The sequence below is a fragment of the Bradymonas sediminis genome, from assembly GCF_003258315.1.
Taxonomy (GTDB): domain Bacteria; phylum Myxococcota_A; class Bradymonadia; order Bradymonadales; family Bradymonadaceae; genus Bradymonas; species Bradymonas sediminis.
In genome coordinates this window covers 874,765-899,916 of the sequence record NZ_CP030032.1, presented here as the reverse complement: position 1 = coordinate 899,916, position 25,152 = coordinate 874,765, and the positions used below count along the sequence as shown (strand labels likewise).

General features: G+C 60.9%; 20 protein-coding genes. 11 read left to right on the top strand and 9 right to left on the bottom strand.

Going from position 1 to position 25,152, the window contains the following annotated elements; genetic code table 11:
* The first annotated feature begins 259 nt into the window (after positions 1 to 259).
* From aspS to DN745_RS03350, 10 genes are all read left to right on the top strand, one after another.
* Positions 260 to 2,062 carry an aspartate--tRNA ligase gene (aspS, locus tag DN745_RS03395; protein ID WP_111332190.1) on the top strand — a complete coding sequence of 601 codons (1,803 nt, stop codon included), beginning with the start codon at positions 260 to 262 and terminating at the stop codon, positions 2,060 to 2,062.
* Position 2,063: 1 nt separating this feature from the next.
* Positions 2,064 to 3,833 carry a glycerol-3-phosphate dehydrogenase/oxidase gene (locus DN745_RS03390; RefSeq protein WP_111332188.1) on the top strand — a complete coding sequence of 590 codons (1,770 nt, stop codon included), beginning with the start codon at positions 2,064 to 2,066 and terminating at the stop codon, positions 3,831 to 3,833.
* A complete protein-coding gene (locus tag DN745_RS03385) occupies positions 3,830 to 5,200 on the top strand; it encodes an FAD-binding protein (protein WP_111332186.1) in 1,371 nt (456 codons plus the stop codon). The genes DN745_RS03390 and DN745_RS03385 overlap by 4 nt, the downstream gene beginning before the upstream one ends.
* On the top strand, positions 5,201 to 5,677 hold the full coding sequence (locus DN745_RS03380; RefSeq protein ID WP_111332184.1) for a 4Fe-4S dicluster domain-containing protein: 477 nt from the start codon (positions 5,201 to 5,203) through the stop codon (positions 5,675 to 5,677).
* A gap of 364 nt (positions 5,678 to 6,041) precedes the next feature.
* Positions 6,042 to 7,856, top strand: a complete 1,815-nt coding sequence (locus DN745_RS03375) for an ABC transporter substrate-binding protein (protein ID WP_162687425.1) — start codon at positions 6,042 to 6,044, stop codon at positions 7,854 to 7,856.
* A gap of 159 nt (positions 7,857 to 8,015) precedes the next feature.
* Positions 8,016 to 9,521, top strand: coding sequence for an ABC transporter permease (locus DN745_RS03370; protein WP_111332180.1), 1,506 nt, complete (start codon positions 8,016 to 8,018; stop codon positions 9,519 to 9,521).
* A 122-nt stretch (positions 9,522 to 9,643) separates the two neighbouring features.
* Positions 9,644 to 10,888, top strand: a complete 1,245-nt coding sequence (locus tag DN745_RS19505; RefSeq protein WP_111332178.1) for an ABC transporter permease — start codon at positions 9,644 to 9,646, stop codon at positions 10,886 to 10,888.
* A gap of 8 nt (positions 10,889 to 10,896) precedes the next feature.
* Complete coding sequence (locus tag DN745_RS03360) at positions 10,897 to 12,027, top strand: ABC transporter ATP-binding protein (protein ID WP_111332176.1); 1,131 nt, start codon at positions 10,897 to 10,899, stop codon at positions 12,025 to 12,027.
* Positions 12,028 to 12,141: 114 nt separating this feature from the next.
* Positions 12,142 to 13,395 carry an ABC transporter ATP-binding protein gene (locus tag DN745_RS03355; protein ID WP_275426324.1) on the top strand — a complete coding sequence of 418 codons (1,254 nt, stop codon included), beginning with the start codon at positions 12,142 to 12,144 and terminating at the stop codon, positions 13,393 to 13,395.
* 66 nt (positions 13,396 to 13,461) lie between these two features.
* Entirely contained in the window at positions 13,462 to 14,331 is an 870-nt protein-coding gene (locus tag DN745_RS03350) for an ATP-binding protein (protein ID WP_111332174.1), read from the top strand.
* 14 nt (positions 14,332 to 14,345) lie between these two features.
* On the opposite strand, the gene DN745_RS03345 is transcribed toward DN745_RS03350, so the two are convergent.
* Entirely contained in the window at positions 14,346 to 15,047 is a 702-nt protein-coding gene (locus tag DN745_RS03345) for a cyclic nucleotide-binding domain-containing protein (RefSeq protein WP_111332172.1), read from the bottom strand.
* Positions 15,048 to 15,267: 220 nt separating this feature from the next.
* Between DN745_RS03345 and DN745_RS03340 the strand changes: the two genes are divergently transcribed.
* Positions 15,268 to 17,349: a protein kinase domain-containing protein gene (locus DN745_RS03340; protein WP_111332170.1), complete on the top strand. Its 2,082-nt coding sequence runs from the start codon at positions 15,268 to 15,270 to the stop codon at positions 17,347 to 17,349.
* 8 nt (positions 17,350 to 17,357) lie between these two features.
* Here DN745_RS03340 and DN745_RS03335 read toward each other — a convergent pair whose 3' ends face one another.
* The 8 genes from DN745_RS03335 to DN745_RS03300 all read right to left on the bottom strand — a co-directional run bounded on the left by DN745_RS03335 (position 17,358) and on the right by DN745_RS03300 (position 24,935).
* Positions 17,358 to 17,774, bottom strand: a complete 417-nt coding sequence (locus DN745_RS03335) for a hypothetical protein (RefSeq protein ID WP_111332168.1) — start codon at positions 17,772 to 17,774, stop codon at positions 17,358 to 17,360.
* Positions 17,771 to 18,259: a hypothetical protein gene (locus DN745_RS03330; RefSeq protein WP_111332166.1), complete on the bottom strand. Its 489-nt coding sequence runs from the start codon at positions 18,257 to 18,259 to the stop codon at positions 17,771 to 17,773. The genes DN745_RS03335 and DN745_RS03330 overlap by 4 nt, the downstream gene beginning before the upstream one ends.
* Before the next feature lie 31 nt (positions 18,260 to 18,290).
* Entirely contained in the window at positions 18,291 to 19,634 is a 1,344-nt protein-coding gene (gene sctN / locus DN745_RS03325; RefSeq protein WP_111332164.1) for a type III secretion system ATPase SctN, read from the bottom strand.
* 2 nt (positions 19,635 to 19,636) lie between these two features.
* Positions 19,637 to 20,287 (bottom strand): FliH/SctL family protein, encoded by a 651-nt coding sequence (locus tag DN745_RS03320; RefSeq protein ID WP_162687424.1) that lies wholly within the window; start codon positions 20,285 to 20,287, stop codon positions 19,637 to 19,639.
* Positions 20,280 to 21,329 carry a hypothetical protein gene (locus DN745_RS03315; protein WP_111332160.1) on the bottom strand — a complete coding sequence of 350 codons (1,050 nt, stop codon included), beginning with the start codon at positions 21,327 to 21,329 and terminating at the stop codon, positions 20,280 to 20,282. Before DN745_RS03315 ends, DN745_RS03320 begins: the two co-directional genes overlap by 8 nt.
* A complete protein-coding gene (locus DN745_RS03310; protein WP_111332158.1) occupies positions 21,326 to 22,132 on the bottom strand; it encodes a hypothetical protein in 807 nt (268 codons plus the stop codon). Before DN745_RS03310 ends, DN745_RS03315 begins: the two co-directional genes overlap by 4 nt.
* 82 nt (positions 22,133 to 22,214) lie before the next feature.
* Positions 22,215 to 22,673 (bottom strand): hypothetical protein, encoded by a 459-nt coding sequence (locus tag DN745_RS03305; RefSeq protein WP_111332156.1) that lies wholly within the window; start codon positions 22,671 to 22,673, stop codon positions 22,215 to 22,217.
* A gap of 312 nt (positions 22,674 to 22,985) precedes the next feature.
* Complete coding sequence (locus tag DN745_RS03300) at positions 22,986 to 24,935, bottom strand: L,D-transpeptidase family protein (protein ID WP_162687423.1); 1,950 nt, start codon at positions 24,933 to 24,935, stop codon at positions 22,986 to 22,988.
* Between the last annotated feature and the right edge of the window lie 217 nt (positions 24,936 to 25,152).

Sequence of the window (25,152 nt, the reverse complement as noted above, 5' to 3'; positions counted from 1 at the left end):
TTATCCAATTGAACAACTTCGGGGGCCGAAAATCCCCCACAAGCCTCGATTCCTCAAACCGCGTCTGACCGTTCATCCGACGGGTGATGCGCCGAGATTAAAACCGCATTTTGCCCCTGAGAAAGTGCGTGAGAATTATTTGATCGCCCAATACGTTGACATGCATCAAGGTGCGTGTTTAATTCCACCAACTTCGCGATGACGCACGGCGTCATTATGCGCGTAGCGGTATAAAGAAGCGCGTAAAATTGAACTTAAAATGACTGGAGAAACCGTGGCCACATTTCTGCAAGAGAACCCGCGTACCCACATGTGTGGAGAGTTGCGTGCGTCTCATATCGACCAAGAAGTTGTCCTATTCGGCTGGGTGAGCAGAAACCGCGACCTGGGCGGCATGATCTTTGTCGACCTTCGCGACCGCGAAGGCGTCTGCCAGGTGCGATTTGATCCGGACTACGGCGAAGAGACCTTCAAGAAGGCCGACTCGCTGCGCTCGGAGTGGTGCATCGGCGTTCGCGGCAAGGTCTTGAGCCGCGGCGAGAACTCCAATAGCGATATGCCCACCGGCGCGATCGAGGTGATGGCCGAGGAAGTGCATGTCTTCTCGGTCGCTCAAACCCCGCCCTTCTTGATCCGCGACGAGACCGACGCCAACGAGATGTTGCGCCTTGAGTATCGCTACCTCGACCTGCGTCGCCCGAAGCTGCAGCAGTCGATGATCGTGCGCAGCAAGGTCAACCAGATCGTGCGCAACTACCTGGTCGACAACGGATTTCTCGAAGTCGAGACCCCCTATCTGACCCGCTCCACGCCCGAAGGCGCGCGCGATTATCTCGTACCCAGCCGCGTGAACCCGGGCAAGTTCTACGCCCTGCCCCAGTCGCCTCAGCTCTTCAAACAGCTCCTGATGGTCGCCGGCTTCGACCGCTATTTCCAGATCGTGCGCTGCTTCCGCGACGAGGACCTGCGCGCCGACCGCCAGCCCGAGTTCACCCAGATCGATATGGAGCTCTCCTTCATCACCCCCGACGAGATCATGTCGATCTGTGAGGGCATGATTAAGAAGATCTTCAAGGACGTCATCGACGTCGACCTGGAAGACAGCTTCAAGCGCCTGCGCTACGACGAGGCCGTCGACCGCTACGGCCTGGACGACCCGGACCTGCGCTTCGGCCTGGAATTGGTCGACTTCAGCGAAGAGCTCAAAGACAGCGACTTCAAGGTCTTCTCTGCGACCATCGCCGACGGCGGAAAGGTCAAAGGCATCTGCGTGCCTGGCGGCGCGACGAGCATGAGCCGCAAAAATATCGACGCCCTCGAGGAATTCGCCAAGATCTACGGCGCCAAGGGGCTGGCCTGGGCCAAGGTCAACGAAGACGGCTGGTCGGGCTCGATCTCGCGCTTCTTCGACGACGAAACCCGCGCCACGGTCGAGACCAAATTCGGCGCCAACGCCGGCGACCTTTTGCTCTTCGTCGCATCGACGCGCAATATCGCCAACGCCAGCCTGGGCAACCTGCGCAAGCAGATCGCCAAGGACCTTGGCCTCATCAAAGAAGGCGACTTCAAATTCGTGTGGATCACCGAATTCCCCCTCTTCGAGCATGACGAAGAGACCGGCGAGTTGGCCCCGATGCACCATCCGTTCACCAGCCCGCGCCCGCAGGATTTCGATCTTCTCGAAACCGCGCCCGAGAAGGCCTATGCCCAGGCCTATGACCTGGTCCTGAACGGCTCGGAGATCGGCGGCGGCTCGATTCGTATCCACCGCAGTGAGATCCAGGAGAAGATCTTCAATATTCTCGGATTCACCGAGCAGGAAGCGCGCGATAAATTCGGCTTCCTCATCGACGCATTCCAATACGGCCCGCCTCCCCACGGCGGTTTGGCCTTCGGCATGGACCGTCTGGTCAGCCTGCTGACCAACAAGCCCAATATCCGCGACGTCATCGCCTTCCCGAAGACTCAGCGCGCCTCCGATATTATGTGCGACGCCCCCAGCGTGGTCGACCCCGAGCAACTCGTAGAGCTGCACCTCGAGCTCGACCTGGACGAGGATTGAAGTGGAACTCGGAACACCTGAAAACCCCTATGACCTTGTAATCATTGGCGGGGGTATCAACGGCGCGGGCATCGCCCGCGACGCTGTGATGCGCGGGTTGAGCGTGGCGCTCTTTGAGAAGAATGACTTCTCAACGGGCGCCACCTGGGCCTCCAGTGGCATGATTCACGGCGGCATCCGCTACTTGGAGGCCGACCCCAACGTCACCAAAAAGTCATGCTATGATTCCGGCCTGATCCAGCAGATCGCCCCGCATCTTTTGTTTCGGGTGCCCTTCCTCTTCCCGATGCGCCCCGACACGCTCACGAATAAGATATTTCTGGAGCTTGTCGAGGTGTATTTCGACACCTACGACCGCTGGGCGCCGCTCAAAGGCGGCGTGCCGCATAGCCGCCTGAACCGCGCCGAAGCCCTGGCGATGGAGCCGGGGCTTCCCAAGGATATCATCGGCGCGGTGACCACCGACGAGTGGGGCATTGACTCGCCCCGGCTCACGCTGATCAATATCCTGGACGCCCAGGAGCGCGGCGCGCATGTGCATAATTACCACGAAGTCGTGGGCTTTTTGCGCGGTGACGGCACCGGCGACGCCGACGATAAAACCAGCACCCAGCGCGGCGCGATGCGCGGCGTTCGGGTACGCGACCGCGAGCGCGGCGGCGTGCGCGATGTCCACGCGCGCATCACTTTCAACGCCACCGGCGCCTGGGCCGAGCGGGTCGCCAAAAGCGCCGGCGCCCAGATGTGCCGGCTGCGCCCGGGCAAAGGCATTCACCTGCTCCTGGCCGGCCGCGTCACCAATTACGCGTTGATCACCAACGCGGTCGACGGCCGCCAGATGTTTATCGCGCCGCACCAAAACGTCACCTTTGTCGGCACCACCGACGATGATTATTGGGGCGACCTCGACGATATTCCGGTCCTCGAAGACGAGGTCAAATACGTCCTGGACGGCGCGCGCCGGGTCTTCCCGAAGATCGATGAGTGCCGCATTATCGACACCATCGTGGGCTGTCGCCCGACCCTCTATGGCGACAATAAATACGAGAGTCAGCTCAGTCGCGACCACGCGGTCTACGACCACGGCGAAGAAGGCATCCCCAACTTCATGTCCATCGCCGGCGGCAAGCTCGCCGCGTACCGACTCATGAGCGAAGAGGCCGTCGACGCGATCTGCGCTAAATTAGGCAATAACAAACCCGGGCGCACCCACCTCGAGGCCCTGCCCGGCGGCGAGGCCCACGATATTTCGCCGGAAGCCTTCGCGGAGTTTGGCCTCGACAACTATAGCGCCGGTCGGCTGATCTATCGCCAGGGTTCGCGCGCAGATCGCGTGCTTGAGATCATGCGCAAAAACCCCGAAACGGCCGCCATCGTCGACCCGTCGGAGCCGGTCACCGAGGCCGAGCTTCGCTATGTGATGCGCCATGAGTTGGTCAGCCAGCTCGACGATTGCAAACGCCGCAGCCGGTTGGGCCAGGGGCTCGACGGCGGGTGGAGCGCGACGCTTCGGGCCGCCGAGATCTATTGCGACGAGAAGGGCTATTCGCAGCGGGACCGCTTCGACGTCGCGCTGTCTTTCCAGCGGGGTCGCTGGAAAGACCGCCGCGATATTATTCGCAATGAGCAACTCGCCGCCGAGGCCGTCGGCCAGACCTGGTTCTTCACCGCCGGAGGCGCCATCGGCGCGGACCCTAAATCACTGCTTAACGACCCTGCCAAGACCCCACCCGGGGCCACGTCGGATCCCACATCTCGAGAATCTGCATGAACCCGCGTCGCACCCAGATCGCAATCATTGGCGGCGGACTCGCCGGCCAATGCGCCGCGCGTACCGTCCATATGGCGGGCGCCGACGCCCTGATGATTTGCCCTTCAAGCCCCGGCATCACCGCGCTTTGGGGCGGCCTCGGACAGGTCTTCGGGCCGTCCTCGGACTTCCCGTCGCGCTCGGTTGGCCTCTTCGGCCAGGGCGCCACGCTGCCGAGCAATATCCGCGTCACCCGGGCGGACCGCTTCTTTGCGCTCACGCATAGCCGGCAATTTCACCCCTACCTGCGCCTTGGCCTAAATCAGGACGCGGTCGACACGACCTCCCTCCAAGCCCTTGAAATCCTTAACTATCCGGGCATCAAGAGCATCCGCGAAGAGATCGTTTTCCCGTCGGCGGCCGGTGCGCCATTTCCGGCCGATATCGCGGCGACTTCGGTCGTCGACTCGGCGATTATGCGCGGCGATCGGGTCGGCGTCGTCGCATGCCCGGCGCTCGGGGATTGGTTCCCGAGCCGCCTCATCGACACGCTGAACTCACTCGAAGGCCCCGAGGCACAGCTCATCGAAGCCGCGCCTTTGAGCCAGATCCCGGGGCGCTCGAAGCACTCCGCCGCTGTCGCCGCACAACTCGACGCGCTACTCAATGCCGAGCCGATGTTGCTCATCGACGCGCTCCTGGCGCAGGTCACGCGACGCGAAATCGACCTGCTGATCTTACCACCCTGCATCGGCCAAACGAGCGCTAAAAACGAAGCGTGGATGGAAGCGCTGCGCGACGCCCTGCCCTGCCGAGTCGCCGAATCTGCGGCCGCGCGCAACTCGATTCACGGCTGGCGTCTCGACCGCTATTTGCGGGCCAATAACCCCGTCGACTGCCTTAAAGGCCGCGCGCTCACCGCCGACCGGGGCACATCAAGTGTGACCAATATCGAGACCGAGGTCGGCTCGATTCAGGCCGACGCATATATTCTGGCGACCGGGCGCTGGATGGGCCGGGGACTCCCCGCCGCCGCGCCGCTTCGCGAGCAGATCCTCAACGCTGATTTGTGGATGGACGGCGCGCCAATAAGCGACCCCGACCGGGCCTGGATTCCACATCTTCTCGAGCGCCAGGTCTGGCAGGATCACCCGTATTTTCGCGCGGGTCTTGCCACCGATTCAGACCTTCGCCCCCTCGACCAAAACGGCGCGCCGCTCGCCGACAATATCTTCGCGGCCGGTCGCGTCCTGGCCGGGTATAACGCCATCTGGGACGGCACCACCGAGGGCGTCGACCTCATCACCGGGTACCTCGCCGCGAAGAACGCGCTGGCCCAAATTGGCCTCGACGCGCCGACCCCAACACCTGCGCCCCAGGGAGCATAAATGCTGAAGAAATTTCACGCTTATCTATACCTTGGCTGGCATTTCTGGCTCCATATCCTGAGCAAACTCTTCTTCCTCTACCGCCCCGGCGGATTGGAGCGGGTCAATCAGAATTTCGAGCCCGAGGGGCTCACGCCGCTGACCGAAGCCGAGCGCGAGATGATGACGAAGTGGCAGCGCTGCATCGGCTGCGGCTTGTGCGAGGCGGTGTGTCCGCAGCTCAGCGTCATCCCCGAATACGCCAAAAATACGCGCCTGATGGGTCCGCAGCTTATCGCCGAGAGCGCGATGCGCGACCTGTCGCGCGCCGACCTCGCCCTGCCCTCGGCCGAGGCGCTGGCCAAGGTCGACGGCGACACGCTCGAGGCCATCTGCCCGGTCGACATTCCACTGAACGACCTGGCTCATTTCCTGATTCGCCTCGACGCTTCGACGCGCAAGGATTCCAAGACCGCGCCGAAGCAGCTCAAGGCGTGAGCCATCGGGCGCGCCGTGCGCGCCCAAATCAGCGCCAAACCCAGCAGAAAACAAGAGTTCTCTCCTGTCCCCCATAGTTCAAGCGTTCCATCAATCATGTTGACACTGTCGCCCCCTCCTCTGTACTGTGCGGCGACTTTGAAATTGCCTCATACACGCACCGACCAAACGCGCGCATTCGATATTGAAAAATAGACAATTTATACCGCGCGCCAGTTACCCACTTAATCTGTAGACGAGCCCGAGTTCCATGCCGAGAACGTTTAAAGCAACAATTGCTCTGATTATATCGCTGGTGGTCTTGGCCCTGTTGACGGTTTTTAACGTCACGCAGACCAATAATGCCGAAAAGAAAATCTCCGAAATGAGCCGCAAGATTGAGGCCATCTCCGAGAATAACGCCAAGATCCTGCGCCAGCTCGAAAAAGGCGTGGCGGTCAGCGGTCATACTTCGACGAGCTCGCCGAGCAACGACAAATACGCGGCCGCGTTGCGCGAGCCGGGCAACCTTTTGGAGCCGCGCACCGAGCCGCTTATCCCGGCCGACGCCCAGGAAGGCGGCACGCTGCGCCGCTATATGGGCTCCACCCCCAAGGGCTATAACTGGTTGACCGAGAACGGCGCCGACGTCGCCGAGCTGCAGACCTACGTGCACAACGCGTTCGCCAACCGTGACCCGGTCGACCCCGACAAGTGGATCTCGGAGCTCGCGTATAAAATCGAGGTCAGCGACGACAACCTGGTCTACACGATTCACCTGCGCGAGGGCGTCTATTGGCAGACCCCGAACGTCGACTTCTCGGACTCGAAATACGAGTGGCTCAAAAAAGAGCGTGAGCTCACCGCTGAGGACGCTGTCTTCTTCTTCGAGATGATCCAGAACCCGCAGGTTCAGGCCGGCTCCATCAAGAATTATTTTGAGGACATGGACAAAGCCGAGGTCATCGACCGCTACACCTTCAAGGTGACGTGGAAGAAGAAGGTCTACCAGTCCCAAGACATGACCCTGGGCGGCTACCCACTTCCCAAATGGCTGTTCACCAAAAACGACGACGGCACCGACATCCCGGAGGCAACCCTCGGCACGCAATTCAACAACCACTGGTCGGCGCGTTTCCCGATCGGCACCGGTCCCTACAAGATCTCGGCCATCGAGACCGATAAGCGTATCGCTCTGGAGCGAAACGACAATTATTGGGGCCCGAAGCCCCCGATTAAAACGGTCGAGTACCAGATCATCAAAGACCCCAACACCGCGTACCTGAAGTTGACCAGCGGACGTGACCTCGACCTGACCTCGCTCCCCGAGCCGGTCTATCAGCAAGACGTGGTGGACGGCGGCCCCAATAGCCCCTTCAAAACCGGCAAGCTCAAATACGACGTCGTGACCCGTCCCGTGTATTATTACCTCGGATGGAACGCCGACAAACCGATCTTCTCCGACGCCCGCGTGCGCACCGCCATGACCCACGCGCTCGACCGCGAGGGCATCATCAAGCATACGCTTAGCGGCCTCGGAAAGGTCCTCACCGGCCCGTTTTTGCCCGACCATCCCGGCAATAACCCGGCGGTCAAAGCCTATGAGTATGACCTGGACAAGGCGGCTGCGCTGCTCAAAGAAGCCGGCTGGGAAGACACCGACGGCAACGGCATCCTCGACAAAGTCATCGACGGCAAGAAGACCGAATTTCGCTTCACCATCCTGGCCTATAATAAGCCGACCACCCGCAGCTATCTGTCGGTCTATAAAGAGGCGCTGCGCAAAATCGGCGTCAATATGACCCCGAGCTACCTCGACTGGTCACTGATGCAAAAGAAGATGGACGAGCGCGAGTTCGACGCCTTCACCGGCGGCTGGGGACTCAGCTGGACCACCGACCCCTATCAGCTCTGGCACTCCAGCCAGGCCGATATGGTCAAGGGCTCCAACCGCGTCGGATTCCGCAACAAAGAAGCCGACAAGATCATCGAGACCTTGCGCGAGACCTTCGACACCCAGGAGCGTATTAAGCTGCTGCAAGACTTCCATATGATCATGCATAAGGAGCAGCCCTACACGTTCTTCTACCAGCTCGACACGGCCTTCGCCTGGCAGCCGCGCATGCAGAATATGGTCTTCCAGAAGCTGCGCCCGCAGGACCTCTCGCTGCCCTGGTGGATCGACCAGGATATGCAGTAACTCTGCCCGAGCCGCGGCTCGACCTGTTGGAAGGGCACGCCAGCCACACGCGCGCCGAATGTCCCTGAGCATCTAACTGCCGTTGCGCCCCCGGGGAGCCGGGTTTCGCACAAACCCCTCGCCGGGCGCCGACGGCCACTGAAGCGGAAGTATTGAGCCATGACGACTTATATCGTCAAGCGCATCCTCCTGATGATTCCCACCCTCTTTCTGATCGTGTTGGTCGTGTTCGGGCTGCTGCAACTTGCGCCCGGCAAGCCCACCCCGACTCAGGCGAGCGCCTCGGGCGCGGAGAACACGCAATCGATGGAAGGACGCGAGAGTTATCGCATCTTCAAAGAGCAATTTAACCTGGACAAGCCGATTCTCTTGAATCTGCGCTATTCTCTGGGACCCGAAGATATCATCGAGGATATCACGGTGCTCGCGGATTACGCGCGCCCGGTTTGCCCGGAAGACGGCACCACCGTCGCCGATTGCCTGCCGGCCCAGGAGCGCCCGGACTCCGCCTCGGTCATCGCGGCCCAGGACCGCGTCGAGGACCTCGGCACCTATATCACCCCGGCGCTCTACGAGATCGCCAAGACCAATAAACGCGACGACGTGCGCGCCGTCGCCATCAGCCACCTGTCGGTCAACGCGCAATATAAGCTGCGCAACGAATTCAGCGGCTCGCGCTCCGCCGAAGACGAAGAATATAATAAAGTCGTCTTCAAAAAGAACCGTGAGATCCGCGAATGGACCGTCGCCCCCGACGCCACCGGCGCCGACATCGACGCCCTGCTCGCCGAAAAGTGGACCCCGTGGATGCAGGAGCCCGAGAACGTCGAGCGCTTTGATTATAGCTTCAACGACAAATTCTTCATCACATTTGGCGACACCCGCTTTGCCAAATACCTGAGCAATATCCTGCGCTTCGACTTCGGCATCAGTAGCGCTGACAAGCAGCCCATCATGCCCACCGTGCTGGAGAAGATGAAAGTCTCGGCGGTGCTCGGGTTCTTCTCGATCTTCTTCGCCTACCTCATCAGCGTGCCGCTGGGTGTCTGGAGCGCGTATCGCCAGGGCACCAAGGCCGACGAGGCGGTGACCATCGGTCTCTTCTTGCTCTATAGCCTGCCGAGCTTCTTCACGGCGGTGCTGGTGCTCAAGTGGTTGACCGTTGGCCAGCCCTTCGACTGGTTCCCCACCGGCGGCTTCCAGAGCAGCGGGGCCGAATATATGACGACCCTCGAGCGGGTCATCGACATCGGCTATCATATGGTGTTGCCGGTCTTCTGCCTGACCTACGGCGCCCTGGCCAGCCTGAGCCGCTACGCCCGAACCGGCCTGCTCGACGTCATCCGCGCCGACTATATCCGCACCGCGCGCGCCAAGGGCCTGTCCGAGTCGATGGTCGTCTTAAAGCACGCCGTGCGAAACGGCATGATCCCGATCCTGACGCTGCTGGGCACCCTGCTGCCGGCCATCATCGGCGGTTCGGTCGTCCTGGAGTTCGTGTTCAACCTGCCGGGACTCGGCCTGTATATGCTCGATAGCATTTTTGTGCGCGACTATAACGCCATCATGGCGATTACGCTGGTCTCCGCGGTCCTGACGCTGGTCGGTATTTTGCTGTCCGACTTGAGCTACGCCATCGTCGACCCGCGCATCAGCTTTGACTAAATCGAATCTTCGCGAATCGCGCACCCGCTCCCTGCATCGCGCAGGGGGCGGCCTGAGAGGCCAGAATCTCGCAGAACGCGGCTCACGCTCCCAAGTACAATCGACCCTGTTGACGAAATACGATGTCTGAAAACACCAACACCGAACAAGCACCCCGCCCCGATTATAAATCGTATGGGGAGATTGTGTGGGGTCAATTCAAGAAATATCCGATGAGCCGCTATAGCCTCTGGGCTATCGGTCTGATGTTTCTGCTGGCGACCTACGCGCCAGTCATTGCGATGAACGTCCCCTTCATCATCTCGGTCCCCGACGGCGTGGGGCCGGCCGCCGCCCAGGGAGTGCAATTCCCCTGGTTTGGCGTGCTCTTCGACTCCAACTTCTTTGAGAGCGGCGTCGATATCTTCTTCAACGTCCTGATGTTCGGCTTGCCGCTGCTCATCGCCGGGGCGTTTGCGCTCAAGAAATTTGGCTCCTTCGCCAATATCGCGGCCTATCGCCGCGCCCGGGCACGCTACCTGACGGTCTCCAGCCTCGTGTTGCTGGTCACCTGCATCGTGGTGTTCCTGGCCAACTTCAGCATCCCCTACGTCGACTACGAGCAACTCGCCGGCGCCGACGGGGTCTTTAGCATCTTCCCGCCCATCCAATACGCCTATCGCGAGCCGGATATCCAGGCCGCCCAGCAGGGTATGAGTTGGCTGCACTTTTTGGGCACCGACCGCGCCGGGCGAGACGTCTTCACGCGCCTGCTCTTTGGCACGCGCATCTCGCTGACCATCGGCGTGGTCGCCGTGGCGATCTACGTGAGCATCGGCATGGTGCTGGGGAGTATCGCCGGGTATTTCGGCGGCAAGACCGACGCCATCATTCTGCGCATGATCGAGGTGATGCTCTGCTTCCCGACCTTCTTCTTGATCCTGACCATCCGCGGATTCATCGACGACCCGTCGATCTTTCACATCATGCTCATCATCGGCCTGACGGGATGGACCACGGTCGCGCGACTGGTGCGCGGTGAGTTCCTGCGCCTGAAGAACCAGGAGTTCGTGCAGGCGGCGCTCGCGATGGGCCTGAGCCAGAAGCGAATCATCTTCCGCCATATGCTGCCCAACGCGCTGGGTCCCGTGCTCGTCTCGGCGACCTTCGGCGTCGCCGGCGCGATTCTTATCGAGGCGTCGCTTAGCTTCCTGGGCCTCGGACCACCCACCGCGCCCAGTTGGGGCCAGATCCTGACCACCGGACGTGAGACCGGCCAATGGGCCCTCATCCTCGCCCCGGGCATCGCGATCTTTATCACTGTCAGCCTGTTGAACCTGGTCGGCGAAGGTGTCCGTGACGCCACTGACCCGAAAATGCGTAAATAAGAGCAGTTATGACAAATCAAAACCAACAAGCCGACGACTCGACCTCCAGCAGCGCCACCAGCGGTGAGCGCCCCATCCTGGAGGTCAACGACCTGCGCACGTATTTCTTCACCGACGACGGCGTGTTGCCGTCGGTCGATGGGGTGACCTTCAAGATCGAGAAGGGTAAGACCCTCGGCCTGGTCGGGGAGTCGGGCTCGGGTAAATCCGTCACCTCGCTGAGCATCCTCGGGCTGATCCCGCAGCCGCCCGGCAAGATCGTCGGCGGCGAGGTCCTGTTTGAGGGGCGCGACCTGACCAAGTTCAGCGAGGACGAGCTTCGGGGCATTCGCGGCAACGATATCTCGATGATCTTCCAGGAGCCGATGACCAGCCTGAACCCGGTCTATACCATCGGCAACCAGATCATTGAGGCCATCCAGCTCCATCAGCCCTTGAATTTCAAAGAGGCGCGCGAGCTCGCGATTTATATGCTCGACCGCGTCGGCATCCCCGCGCCGTCGCAGCGCATCGACGAGTTCCCCCATCAGATGTCGGGTGGCATGAAGCAGCGCGCGATGATCGCGATGTCGCTGGTGTGCAAACCCAAGCTTCTGATCGCCGACGAGCCGACCACCGCGCTCGACGTCACGATTCAGGCGCAGATCCTGGACCTGCTCACCGAGCTGCAGGAAGAGATGGGCATGTCGATTCTGTTCATCACCCATGACCTGGGCGTGGTGGCCGAGATCTGCGACGACGTCGCGGTCATGTACGCCGGGCGCATCGCCGAATACGGCAACGCCGAAGAGATCTATAATAACCCGTCGCACCCCTATACGATCGGTCTGTTCAGCAGCCTGCCGCAGGTCGAGACGACGCGGCTGGGCCAGCGCGAAGACCGCCTCTATGTGATCCCCGGCATGGTCCCGCGCCCGCAGGATTTCCCGGCCGGCTGCCGCTTCCGCTCGCGCTGCGAATTCGCGACCGACGAGTGCATGAAATTGCCGCCGCTTCGCCTGCACGACGACGGGCATATGTCGGCCTGCTGGTACGCCGACGAGGTCCGAGACGGCACCAAAGAGAAGACCGGCCCTCGCCCCGGCGGAGCCAAAGCTGACCCGAACGATTTCTTGAAATCCGGCGACGCAAATATTTAATATTCGGGTCGCTCCCTCGCGCCGCGGCCTGCGGGCCAACGCGCGATGGGGTTTGCCCTCTTATTCTCATACGCCGGTAGACTCCCCTTGCCGGCAAGCCATATTAAGAGCGCCATGAGCTCCTCTACCAAAAAACTCAACGATAAGATGTCCGTCGACTCCGAGCGCGAGCCGCTGCTGCGGGTGCGTGACCTCAAAAAGTATTTCCCGATTCACAAGGGAATCCTGGGCCGCCACGTCGGCGACGTCAAAGCCGTCGACGGCATCAGCTTTGATATCTATCCGAACGAAACGCTCGGGATGGTCGGGGAGTCTGGCTGCGGAAAGACGACCGCGGGACGCACGATTTTGCGCCTGCTGGAGCCGACCTCCGGCAAGGTCTATTTCCGCGACGATAGCATTTACGACCTGAAGACTGAGCAGATGCGCGCGCTGCGCCGGCAGATGCAGATCATCTTCCAGGACCCCTTCTCAAGCCTCAACCCGCGCATGACCGTTGAGAGCATCATCGGCGAGGCCATCGAATTCCACGGCATCGCCAAGGGCGAGGAGCGCCGCTCGATTGTCGAGAGTTTGCTCGAGCGCGTGGGACTGCAGCCCAGCTATGTCACGCGCTACCCGCACGAATTCTCCGGCGGCCAGCGCCAGCGTATCGGCATCGCCCGCGCGCTCGCCCTGAACCCGGACTTTATCGTCTGCGACGAGGCGGTCAGCGCCCTGGACGTGTCGGTCCAGGCCCAGGTCATCAACCTGCTCCAGGACCTGCAGGAAGAGTATAACCTCAGCTATCTCTTCATCGCCCATGACCTCTCGGTCGTGAAGCATATCTCGGACCGCATCGCGGTGATGTACCTTGGGCGCGTCGTCGAACTTGCGACCACCGAGGACCTCTTCGAGAACCCACTTCACCCCTATACGCAGGCGCTTTTGTCGGCGATCCCGACGCCCAATCCGTCCAAGAAAAAGAAGCGCGTCATCCTCAAGGGCGACGTGCCCTCGCCGATCAATCCGCCCAGCGGCTGCACCTTCCACACCCGCTGCCCCGCGCGCTTTGGGCCGTGCAGCAAGGTCGTGCCGCGCAGCGTCGAGGCCGAGCCGGGGCATTTCGTGCGCTGCCATCTCTATGACCCAGAGTACGCGCCGACCGATCCGGAAGTCTGGGCACGGATGCCGCTGCAGCCCAAGGGGCTCAACATCCCCGAGGTCACCGACGCCAAGGCGACCTCGGGCGAGGACGCGACGATTGCCAAAGAGGCCAAACCTGCCGAAGATGAGGGCGCGGTGAAGGCCGAGGCGAAAGTCGAGGCGCCCGTGGCGACCGAAGGCGCGGCCGACGACAAAGCCGGCGAAGGCGCCGCCGACGAGTGATGGTTTCGAGCCGATGAATAACCGTACCGCACTCGCTTCAACCGCTTCCCTTGCTCCCCTGGTACGATGACAAAATCACTTGAAACTGAGCCGTATAAGAAGGTCTGTGAGAAGTGCAATGAGAAGCGCTATGTCATTCGTCGCGTCGGTGAGCACGCGCAGGCTTCGCTTTGCGGCACCTGCTTTAGCGTATGCCCGGCCTGCCACGGCGAAGAGTTCACCCACGAGACCGACGAGCGCGGCTATAGCTATGTGAAGCGCTGCGTGCTCTGCGGCACGCTTAACCAGCGGATCGCGACGTTTAACGAAGCGCGTATTCCTGCGCGCTACTACGAAAACAAGTCGTCGATCGAGCAATTTAAGATCACGAATCCCTCCGGCCAACCGGTCGGAAACCTGCCGCAAATTCAGATGAAGGTGCTGCGCTGGGCGACCGGGTTTAGCCCGGGCGAGAAGGGCTTTTTGCTCCACGGGCCCGTCGGCACCGGAAAAACCCACCTGCTGGCGGGTGTCATCCGTTACCTCACGCTGGAGAAAGGCATCGCGTGTCGCTTTGTCGAGTTCACGCATTTGCTCAGCGAGATTCGCGAGCAATTCGACCGGGGCCGAGGCGAAGCGGATATTCTTGGGCCGATCTCGGAGGTGCCGGTGCTGGCCATCGACGAGTTGGGCAAGGGGCGAAACAACGCCTGGCAGTTGTCGATCATCGATGAGATTATTTCGAAGCGCTACAACCGCGAACTGACCACCCTCTTCACCTCAAACTACACGGTCAATGAGGCGCGGGCGGGCCGGCCGGACCCGAGCAACCAAGACTTCCGCCACCTGACCACCCAGGAGACGATGCGCGAGCGCATCGGCGAGCGCATCTTTAGTCGTCTGCATGAGATGGCGCAGTTTATTGAGATCGACGCGCCGGATTATCGCCGTCGCTGACCGCGCCGGCGGCTTCAGGCCAACGGTCTCGGCGGTTGGCCACCGCTCTGGGCCATGCGCCCCAGGGACTCAACGTCCCAGATCAACTCGCCGTCGCTGCCTCGCTCGAGGATGCGGTTGACCTCGAGCGCCTCCAACTCACGGCGCACGGTCATCGGGTCCACGGAGCTAAGCTTGGCCAGCCATTTGGCCTGAAGTTTCATCCGAAGTCGCGCCAAACCCTCGTCTTCGTTCAACTCGCCTTCGGTCTTAACCAGGTGCAAGAGCACCTTGGCAAGGCGCGAGCCGGCGTCCGTAAAGAGCAGGGGTTTGACCGGCACCCAGAGGTCGCGGCGCTTGCGAAAGCGCCCAACCTTTGTCGACACGCCGCCGAGATGCGGCTCGACTAACTCGCCAAATTCTTCGCGGCTTAGCACGGCCAAGAGCGTGTCGTCGTGGGCGCGAAGGCTCAGCTCATCGGCGGGCAATTCGGTATCAACTCGCCCGAAAATATCCCCGCGCAGCAGCCCCACCGGCGCGGCATCGGGGCGGTCCTGCAGCCACACGCGGCCTTTCAACACAATCGACACCCCCGAGTCCGCCGGCCCCCGGAAGATATCGGCGTGGTGCCCCCACCGCTCAAGCTGCGCGCGCGAGCGCAGCTCCGCCCCGACATCGGCGGGCAGGCGCTGATCGACGTTCAATTGGCGTAGGTACCAAAACCGTGACTCTGGCATATCGTTGCTCCTGAGAAATAGATTGGGCGCCCGGGCTCAAGCCGTTAAATATTAGGGCCGCGAGGACGTCAGGACCATAACATAGCACCGGCCCCGGCTCTTCCATAAATCTCGTCTAGTCGCCTGTGAGGATTGATATTTTTGGCAAAATGCGGTGCTGTCTTTTGTCGCAATATATCGTAAAGTCGATGCGCATCGGTGACACCAACGGAATATACGCATGATTAAAGTCTGTCCTCAATGTGATCGAAAATACCCCGAAGATATCGAGTTCTGCGCGCAGGATGGTACGCGCTTGCATGAATTGGAGGACGAGTCTTCGGATCCACTTATCGGGCGCGCGCTCGACGGCCGTTGGGTCATCGAGAAACAGATCGGCGTGGGCGGTATGGGCGCGGTATATCTGGGGTCTCAGCGCAGCGTCGACCGAAAGGTCGCCATCAAGACGCTCAAGCCCGAGCTGAGCAATAGCCGCGAATTCGTCGATCGTTTTTTCCGTGAAGCGCGGGTTGCCACCAAAATATCGCACCCCAACTGCGTCACGATTCTGGACTTCGGCCAGACCAGCGACGACACGCTCTATCTCGCGATGGAGTTCCTCGACGGCATGGAGCTGTCGGAGCGACTTGAGCAGGGTGAACTCAAGGTGCGCGATATCATCGAAATCTGCATCCAGATCTCGTCGGCCCTCGCCGCCGCGCACGCCAACGATATCATCCACCGCGACCTCAAACCCGATAATATCTATCTGCTCTCGATCTCCGATGAGAGTATCTTCATCAAGGTCCTGGACTTTGGCATCGCCAAAGTGCTCGGCGCCGAGAAACAAATGACCCAGACCGGACAGGTCTTTGGGACCCCCGAGTATATGAGCCCGGAGCAATGCCGCGGCGACCTCGTCGACGGGCGCTCCGACCTCTATAGCCTGGGCTGCATCATGTATCGGATGTTGGCGGGTCACCCGCCCTTCCAGGCCGACACGCCGATGGCCATCCTGGTCGCGCACGTCAGCCAAGATCCGGTCGATATCCGCGAACTCATCACCCGCGACGATATCCCCGACGCCTTCGCAGACCTATGTATGCGCTTGCTGTCCAAGCAAGCCGACGACCGCCCGGCGGATGCCCAGGCGGTCCGCGCGGAGCTCGAGGCGATCCTCGATCTGACCACCACCCAAGCCACGCCTGCGGTCCGCAGCAAGACGACGCCCGCGGTCGCTGGGGCACCTGCAGATACCGCGGCAGATGGCGGAAGCCCGGTGCCCGCGGCTCCCGGCCCCCACAGCACCGGTGAATCCCAAAAGACCTCATTGCCCGATGGGATGACCCGCCTCCCCTCCGAGTTCGAGGCCGAACCAAAGAAGAGCCCGCTGCCGATTATTCTCGGCCTGATGATCTTGCTTGTTCTCGGCTCCGGCTGTGCCTTTGGGGTCTACTTCGCAGTCTTTGCGCCCTCCGATGGCGATTCAAATAGTGGATTCCTCGCCAGCATCTTCGGCGGTGATGATTCCAAGGCGACCGGTGAAGATGAACCGACCGGTGAAGCGGCCATTGATGACGACGACGAGGTCGCGGTCAACGACTTGGACGATACTCCTGAGAACGCTCCGGGAACCGACGACGAGCCGGTGGCGGTCGTCCCAACGGGTGAAGACCCAGCGCAGGCGAACCCTCAAGACGACCCGGCACCCGGCACGGAACTCGCCCAGAATAGTGCGACCAAGGACGAGAAAACACCCCTCTCGCCTGGGGTTGACATGCAGAACAAGAAAGACACGCCCAAGACCGACCCCGGCAAAACAGAACCGTCTAAGAGTACGGCGAATGATAACGCGCCCGAGAAGAACGGCTCACAAAACGTTGTGATCAACACCAACACGGTGGAGGTCAATGCGCGCGACAAAGAGACGAATACTCAACCCACCAAACCGAAGGAGAAGCCAACAGCGGAGAAGCCAAAGAAGCCTGAGCCGACCGCTCCGACGGGAAATATGAGGCAGGGAAGCCTCTCTGCCGCCGGCGAAGCCTGCCTTGAGCCAGACGTCGACAAGGTCCTAAAATCGGCAAGTCGCCAGTTTTTAAGCTGCTATAATGATGCCCTAGAAACGGACGCCACTGCCTCGGGCAAGATTATGATGTCTTGGAATATCACGCCTGACGGCGGCATCCTTAGCCCCAGCGTTCAGGTCTCCGACATTTCGTCGATGAATAGCTGCATGATTGCGAAGCTGAAGCGCCTGAGATTCGCGCCCCTGCAGGACGGGCGCTGCTACGTTCGCGTGACCTATAACTTCTCGCCTTAACGCGACTCCTATATCTGGGAGCGCATGACGACCTCCTGGCGCATGCTCAAATGATGGTCGAGCACGCGCAACATGGTATCAAGCGCTCCCCTGTTTTGGGTCTCGGCGCCGGCCTCAGACTGCATAAACGCGCGCACCTTCGGGCCCACGCTCCCCATCGCCGACACGCTTGCTCGAAGGCTCGGCGTTTCGCTCAACCCACCCAACGGAGGCGCCGCCACATGGTGGCGCGGCGCGCCTTCGACCAGGGTGTCGAGGCGAGCGAGAAGCTCCGACATCATGGGCGCTACGTCGTTGGAGACCGGCTTGTGCGCCATCTGCGCGCTGATCGCGCCACGCAACCCACGCACCTCGACGCCCGCCTCGGCGTTCCAGGGCACTTCAACGCCCTGGCTCACCGCGCTATGTCCCGATATTTTGCTCATCGTTGATTCTCCGCCCACAGGCGAACCGCCACCTCGTCCATCGCCGCCGAATTGCGGCGCGCAGACTCCACGGCCTGTTCTTTTCGCCAATTTTCGTGATGCTTTTGCACGGCCTTCAGTTCTTTGGTCGCCTCAATCAGCGCGCCTTTGGCCCTCCCCACAACCGCCTCTTGGGTCTTCATCGCCTGGAGCAGCGCGCGCTTCTCATCGCGGATACGCTGTGCGTCCACCTCGAGTCCCCTCAAGTAGATGTCGAAGAATTGAATCTCGACCATCGTCGCGTCCCCCTGGACCTTGCGGGAGTCATGCGCAATACAGGCTTCCTTTCGCCCGTTCATACATGCCTCCAACGCCTCCTCCTTGGCGGTGACGAGTTGTTTACGTCGCGCGAGTTCCTGAATCTCGCGGGCGTATTCTTCCTCGGCGTCGACCTGCTCTTGCTCGCGAATCCCAAGCAGCGCCGTCAGTTTATATTTGTCGCCCATCGCCTCTCCGCACTCAGCTCAATGTCTAGTTTTACCCGAAGATATCGAGCATACGCTCGACCGTGACGGCCATCGGGGTGTGCTCTTCCAGGCCCTGTTTAAGCAGACCCTCTAATTCCTCAATAAGGTCGATTGCGTAGTCGACGTCGGCGTCGGTGCCGTATTGATAGGCCCCCAGCGAGATGAGGTCGCGCTTGGATTCGTAGGTCGCCAAGACCTCCCGAAACTTGCCCGCTGCGCGCTTATGGGGGGCGCTTGCGACCGCAGACATGACGCGCGACAGCGACGGCAGAATATCGATGGCCGGCCAGTGATTGCGGCTGGCGAGGTCGCGATTCAGGATAATATGCCCGTCGAGGATGCCACGCACCTCGTCAGCGATGGGCTCCTCCATGTCGCCGCCGGCGACGAGCACCGTATAGAGGGCGGTGATGGAACCCTTCGCGCTATTTCCGCTTCGCTCCAGCAGCCTCGGCAGCATGCTGAAGACGCTGGGCGGATAGCCCTGGCGGGCCGGGGGTTCACCCGCGGCGAGCCCGACCTCGCGTTGCGCGCGGGCGAAGCGGGTGGTGGAATCCATCATCAGCATCACGCTCTGGCCCTGGTCACGAAACCACTCGGCGATGGCGGTAGCGACGAACGCCGACTTCAGGCGCACCAGGCTGGGCCTATCGCTTGTCGCGCAGACCACGACGGAGCGGGCGAGGCCGTCGTCCCCGAGGACCTCTTCGAGAAAGTCACGCACCTCACGCCCGCGCTCACCAATCAAACACAGCACGATCACGTCCGCCGAACATCCCTTGGCGATTTGCCCCATCAGGGTCGATTTCCCCACTCCTGAGCCCGCGAAGAGCCCCACGCGCTGCCCCTCTCCGACGGTCAGAAGTCCGTCGATGGCCCGAAGTCCCATCTGCATCGGTTTCGTGATGCGCTCTCGCTCCAGCGGATGCGGCGGGTCCCGCATGATCGCCCAGTCCTCGAATCCGGGGCCGGTCAGCGCTCCCTTTCCATCGATGGGGTTGCCCAGACCGTCGAGCACCCGCCCTAAAAGTCCCGGGCCGCAACGAATTGACATCGGTCGGCCCAGGGGCTCCACTTCCGAGCGCGGCCCCAGCCCCTCCACGCCCCCCAGCGGCATTAGTACGATATCATCGCCCTCAAATCCGACGACTTCGGCTCGCACTTTCTGCCCGCCGCGACAGGTAATCTCCACGACCTCACCGACCCGCGCCTCGGGGACCGACGCGCGCACCACGAGACCTGTGACCTCCCGCACCCGCCCGCGCACCTGAACGGTGTCGACCTGGTCGAGCCTGTCGAGGTAATTGCCGAGAATTGAGCTGCCGGCGCCCGCGATTTTTGCCTTCTCACTCATCCCTAATTCCCCGTCAATGCCTTCTGAAGCGCATCGAGTTGAGTTTCAATTTGACCGTCGATTCGCCCGCTTTCGGTCTGAATTACACAACCGCCCCGTGTCAGGCTCGAATCGGTCTCGAAATGAATATTGACCCCGTCGACCGACCGCGCCAGCGCAGGCCCCGCCGCGCTGAGCGACGCGAGGTCCTCCGGAGAAACCATGACGATGATATCGCGCTTTCCACGCGCCCGCTGGAGCACTCCAGCGACCATGGCGGCGACCCGCTCCGGTTCGCGCTCCACGGAGTCACCGATGATGCGCGCGGCGAGTCGAAAGGCGAGCTCGACCATATCTTTTTCTGCGGTGTCGAGCGCGTTTGCGTAGACCTTTCGGGCCCGAGCGAGCTCCACGAGCACCTCTTTTAGCCCCTCGCTTCGGCCCTCGAGATGGGCCGCCTCCCGAATGTCTGAGGCGGTCTGCTGCGCCTCTTTCACGATCACTTCGGCCTGGATTCTTGCGGTGTTCACGGCGATATCGATCTGCTCAAGATCCTCGATGACACGACGGCGAATCACCCGGACGCCCGGCTCACGAAAGAGCGGACGCACCTTCTCAGCGACCACGTCGCTTGCCCGCAGCACTGGCATCCATGACGTTTGTTCATCACTCATCGGTCCCCTCGACTGCTCGTGGATTGGCGCGCGTATCAGGCGCAGATATTTCGGCGCGAAGCTCGCGGTAATAGTCACGCCATTGGTCGGTGAAATCATCGACCATCACCTGCCATTGCGCGCTGACCATAACGGGCAATTTGGCCGCGCGATGCTCTAATTTCATCAATTGCTCGGCATATGGTGGCGGGAGTTCGCGTCGGATATGGCGCATCTGATGGCGGAATCGGGAATGGGTGGCGACCGCGACTGAGTAGACGCCTATCTTGAGCAGATAGCTCACGAGCATCGCCCCCTCAGCGCTGATTCCGCCAAATAATTTGCGCATGCGCGCGCGAAACTCAGCGTCGACATGCTTTGAGCAAAAGAGGCAATGCTCGAACCAACCCCGATCCGCCGCCAGCAGCCGCTGGCGAAGGCGCACGAGGTTTCGACGCGGTTGTTGGTGCGAAAGCTCCGCGAGTTGATAGACCCCCAATTGCCGAATATAGAGCTGCAATTCAACGCGCGACATCTCGCCGAGTTCGACGCAATCAAAACCCTTGCGCGCTCTTAGTTCGGGCCGAAATATCGGGATAGTGGCGCGCCGATCTTCAACGGCCAGCCATTCAACGGCGCGGCGCGTGCGCGAATGCGCGCTCCGCCAGGGCCGCGTGCGGCCGGGAGCGGCGTCGCGAATCAGCGCGTATGCGCGAAGCCAACGCGCGTCCTCGGGCCGCGGGTTCACCGCTGGAGGGCTATCGCAATGGGAGACAAGACCGTCCAGTCGATCCCACGCGCGGTCCTCCTCGCGCCAGCGCTCGAGCACCTTGAATTGCGCCCGCTCGTCAAGGGCGAGAACCGGCTCGGCGACCTCTCGAATCCGCGCGCCAATTCCTCCTTGAAGCCGGTCACAGGCCTGAAGGTCACCGCCAAAATGAAGCATCGCCCAGGCCGTCGCCGCTTCTGCGGAGTTCAGCCCGCTACGCTGATAAAACTCGAGCCCGGCGCCCGGCGCCGCAGACTCAACGCGGCGACGTTGATTGAGCGACTCACAACTCATGATATCGCCCCAATCTCATCACCCTTTCTGAGCGAGCGTTGCTGGCGAAAGATCATGAATCCGAGGCCGACACAGAGGAACATGATGCACAAGCCCATGCCGAAGATCAGAACCTGAAAGGCCAATTTGCTTTTATGAGCGACTGAGACCGGGCCAATCGAGGCGAGGGTCGGTTCGCTAAGGGGACGAGCGCTGCGCATCGAGCGCGTAAAGATGACCTCGATATTCTCCGGGCTCAGCCCCTCCACCCCGCCTGATATAAGACGCTGCACGGCCAACTCGCTCAGCGGCGGCTCCTTCTGGGTTGGTTGATATTTGATCAACACGCTCGCCCGGGGCGGCTCGATCACCGTATTTTGCAAGCGAACCCGTGGCTTCTCGGGCAAGACCAGGTTCACGCGCGCGCCCACCACCGAGTCGATCGCCAGCAGGGTTTCTCGCAACTCCTGCGCGGTCGAGTATTGCAAGAGCACACGCTCCTCGCTGGAGGTCGGCACGAGACCTCCGCTCGGATAAAACGCCGAGAATCCAGACACTTCTGGGCGCGGAAGCCCTTCATCTTGCAGCACCTTCCACGCCCGCACCCGCTCCGCGCTTGGGACCGTCACCATCCACAAATTGTCGCCCTCCGGATCGCGCTCTTTGCCCGCTTCAAGCCCATGCTGCTCCAGCACGACGACCATCTCGTTGGCCTCAACCTCGGCAATGCCATGATAGACCGGCTCCGCGCAGGCGGAGGTCAAAATCACCAGCGAACCCATCGCTATCAGATAAAAAAACCACCGTATTCGCGTAATCTGCATCAAAGCCGCCTCGCTCGTTTATGGGCTCCCGCACTCTGAACCCTCTCCATTCTCGCCAACCTTCTCTCGACGCTCGCCCCGGCTAAACCTGGGTATTCATGATTTGCTTTATACCGCTCCCCGCGTTTGAGACGGCCTTGGTGGCGAGCTCGATTTTCTGTGAGTAGTTGTAGATAAGCGCCTGCATTTGCAGAAGATCTTGGGAGGACATCTCGGCGCCCGACATGCTCTTGGTCATCAGCTTATCAAGGGTCGTCTCATCGCTTTGGACACCGTCGATGAAATCGCGCAATCGCGTGCTCGCAGGCCCCTCCGTCGGCGCCACCTCAGCGACCGCTTCAATCGGCGCGGACGCTTCAACCTCGCGCGCCTGGACCTGCGAGAACACGTCTTCGAATGAGCTGGACTTCGCCGCATCTGCGCCGCCCATTGCCTCGGGATGCTCGGAGATTTTTGACGCCTGCTCGCTCATCTGCGCTGCCATCTGCCCACTGATTGGGTCCATATTCGTCTCCTCAAGAAGAAGTCCTGCGTCATTCATACGCGCACTCGAAGGGCACGTTGCGCGGGCGCCCCCTATTGTTTTCGACAAATCGCCCCCATTTGTTGCGGATTTCTCTGAACAAATTTCGACTGCCCGCCCCGAGCCCACCGATAAAACAATATTATCAGCAACTTAGAGCGACTCCTCGTTTTAGATCATTTCTGATTCTCTGTTTCTCCCTCCTGCGAACTCGCTCCACTTCGCCTCTTGCGAAGCAATTTTCCGCGAGTCGAAGGCACAAAAAAAATCCGCCCGAATGGGCGGATTAATAGGAATAAACGACGATGACTCGAGTTTTGGGGAGACGCGCTAGTCAAAGGTTTCTAGCTGCTGGGTCTGCGCCTCATCTGCGACCTTTAGGGCGTCGCTCTCTTCGTACCTTTGCGCGATCAATTCGAGGCGAGGTGCGTCGAGATCGTAGAGATCGGAGAGGAAGTTAGCCCGCCCCTCATCGTCCACGCGCACGACATAGTACTCGATATGAACCGGCAGATTCTTCCTCAAATTGACCCAGGTTTCGCCCTCTTTCTCGAACCATTTCTCGAGCTTTTCTTCGCGCTTCTCCTCCATCCAGCGCCCGTCGAGGTCGAGCAGGTAGTCGGCGAAGGTCATTGGGTCCTCGACCCGCACGCAACCGTGAGAATACGCCCGATGCGGCCGCTTAAAATAGGACTTGCTCGGGGTGTCGTGCATATAAATATTATATTGGTTCGGGAACATAAATTTCACCCGGCCAAGGGCGTTCGTTGGCCCGGGCTTTTGGCGAAGGAATCGATGCCCGTTCGAGGAGGTGTGGTACTCGAAACCCTCGCGCTCAAAATAGGTCGGGTCCTTGGCCTGCTTCGGCTCTAACTCCTTGAGTCGAATCTCCTTCGGGACGTTCCAATAGGGATTAAAAACGATATACCCAATCTCGTCGCTAAACCGCGGCGTCGCGGTAGGGAAGGCGCCCTTTCGGTCGCGTCGATTCGCCCCAACAACGACCCCAAAATACATCTTCCGCTCACCATCTCGCCAAACTGATGCGTGGAAATCGGGCAGGTTTACCAAGACGAAATGAGCGTCTGGGCCAATTCGGGATTCGCGCCAGCGCTGCAGGGTCAATTGGATCTGATGGCGGCGCTGGAGCGCCGACACATTCAGGCTGCGGATGGTCACCGCGCTCAACTGCCCATTCGCCCAAAGTTGGTGGGTATTTTGGTACTTAACCAACGCCCGACGCAATTCTTGAGTGAAGAGTTCGGTGTCGTCCCCCTGATAATAGCCCTCGAGACTCAGACGTTTTTTAAGGGTGGCAACCCAGGGATTTCGCTGACCTCGCTTCAGGCCCTCGGCCTCGCTGGGAAGATCCGGCCACCCGCCGGCTTCAGCATATTCAGTATATTGTCGAAACGCGCGCACCAGGCGTTGGTAGGGCTCAAATGGAAGCGCGAGGCTCTCCAAAGTAGAAGAGATTTGGGCAGGATCGTCGAAAACACCCTCGAGCGCCCGCATCATCAGATGCTCAGCGCGGGCCTGGGTCAACGCGACGCCCACGAGTTTGGGTTCCGTTTCGACCACAGCTGAATCTTCCGACGCATCGCGCAGTGAAACCGGCCATTGAACGCCCTTTTGCCAGGCTTTATTTTCGAAGCGCATGCGCCAGGCATATTGCGCCAGAGCATCGGATAAGAGCACGTCCATGCGACTGCTCTGACGAGCGGCGGCGGTCAGTCGCGCGGCCTGCTCTTCGACCGGGGTGTTCAGATGCGCGAGCGGTCGGCCGTCTTCAAGCAGCTCCTCGAGCAATGCCTTTGGGCCTTGATCTGGCGCGCCGACGAGGCGGTTGGCACCGCGCGATTCATTCAGCCATTGGATCACCTTCTTGCGCTCATCTTCGCTCAAACGCACCCCCTCGAACGCGGCACCGCTGGTGGCCTGCGCGGCGGGCAATTGGGTCGGGTCGAGTTCTCGAAAGTGCAGCTCATCCGGCCAGATCGCGTGGCCCAAGACACCGTCTTCGAGCACCTTCCAAAGTTGGCGCCCCGGCGCGCTGAGGCTGGCGCTTACGCCAATATGTTCCACCCAGAGCAGTTGATTATCGCGGCCCGCGTAGAGCGCGCGCAATGCGTCGAGATGCTGCAGTTCGAGCGCCGAGAGCTCCGCCTCCGGCGCGTCCAAGATCGCCCGCACGCTGCGGCCGCTCGCCCGATTCTCGGCGAGCTCGTTCAACAGGCCCTGCAGGTCTGCCTCGAGGGCGTCAACCTGTCGCTCCGACACACGCTCCAGACGCTCGTTCGTCGTCTGCGTTTGAGAGCCAGTGCAAGACGACGCCGCGCCCACAAGTGAGAGCAGAATCACCGCGCGAACAAGGGTGCCCAGCACGCGGGTAGCGCCAGCGCAAACAGCCCTATTGGAAGATGACTCTCGAAACATGGATCACTCAATAAGCTTTATTGTGAGTCAGCAAGAAATATCTCCGCCACGCGGGCGACAC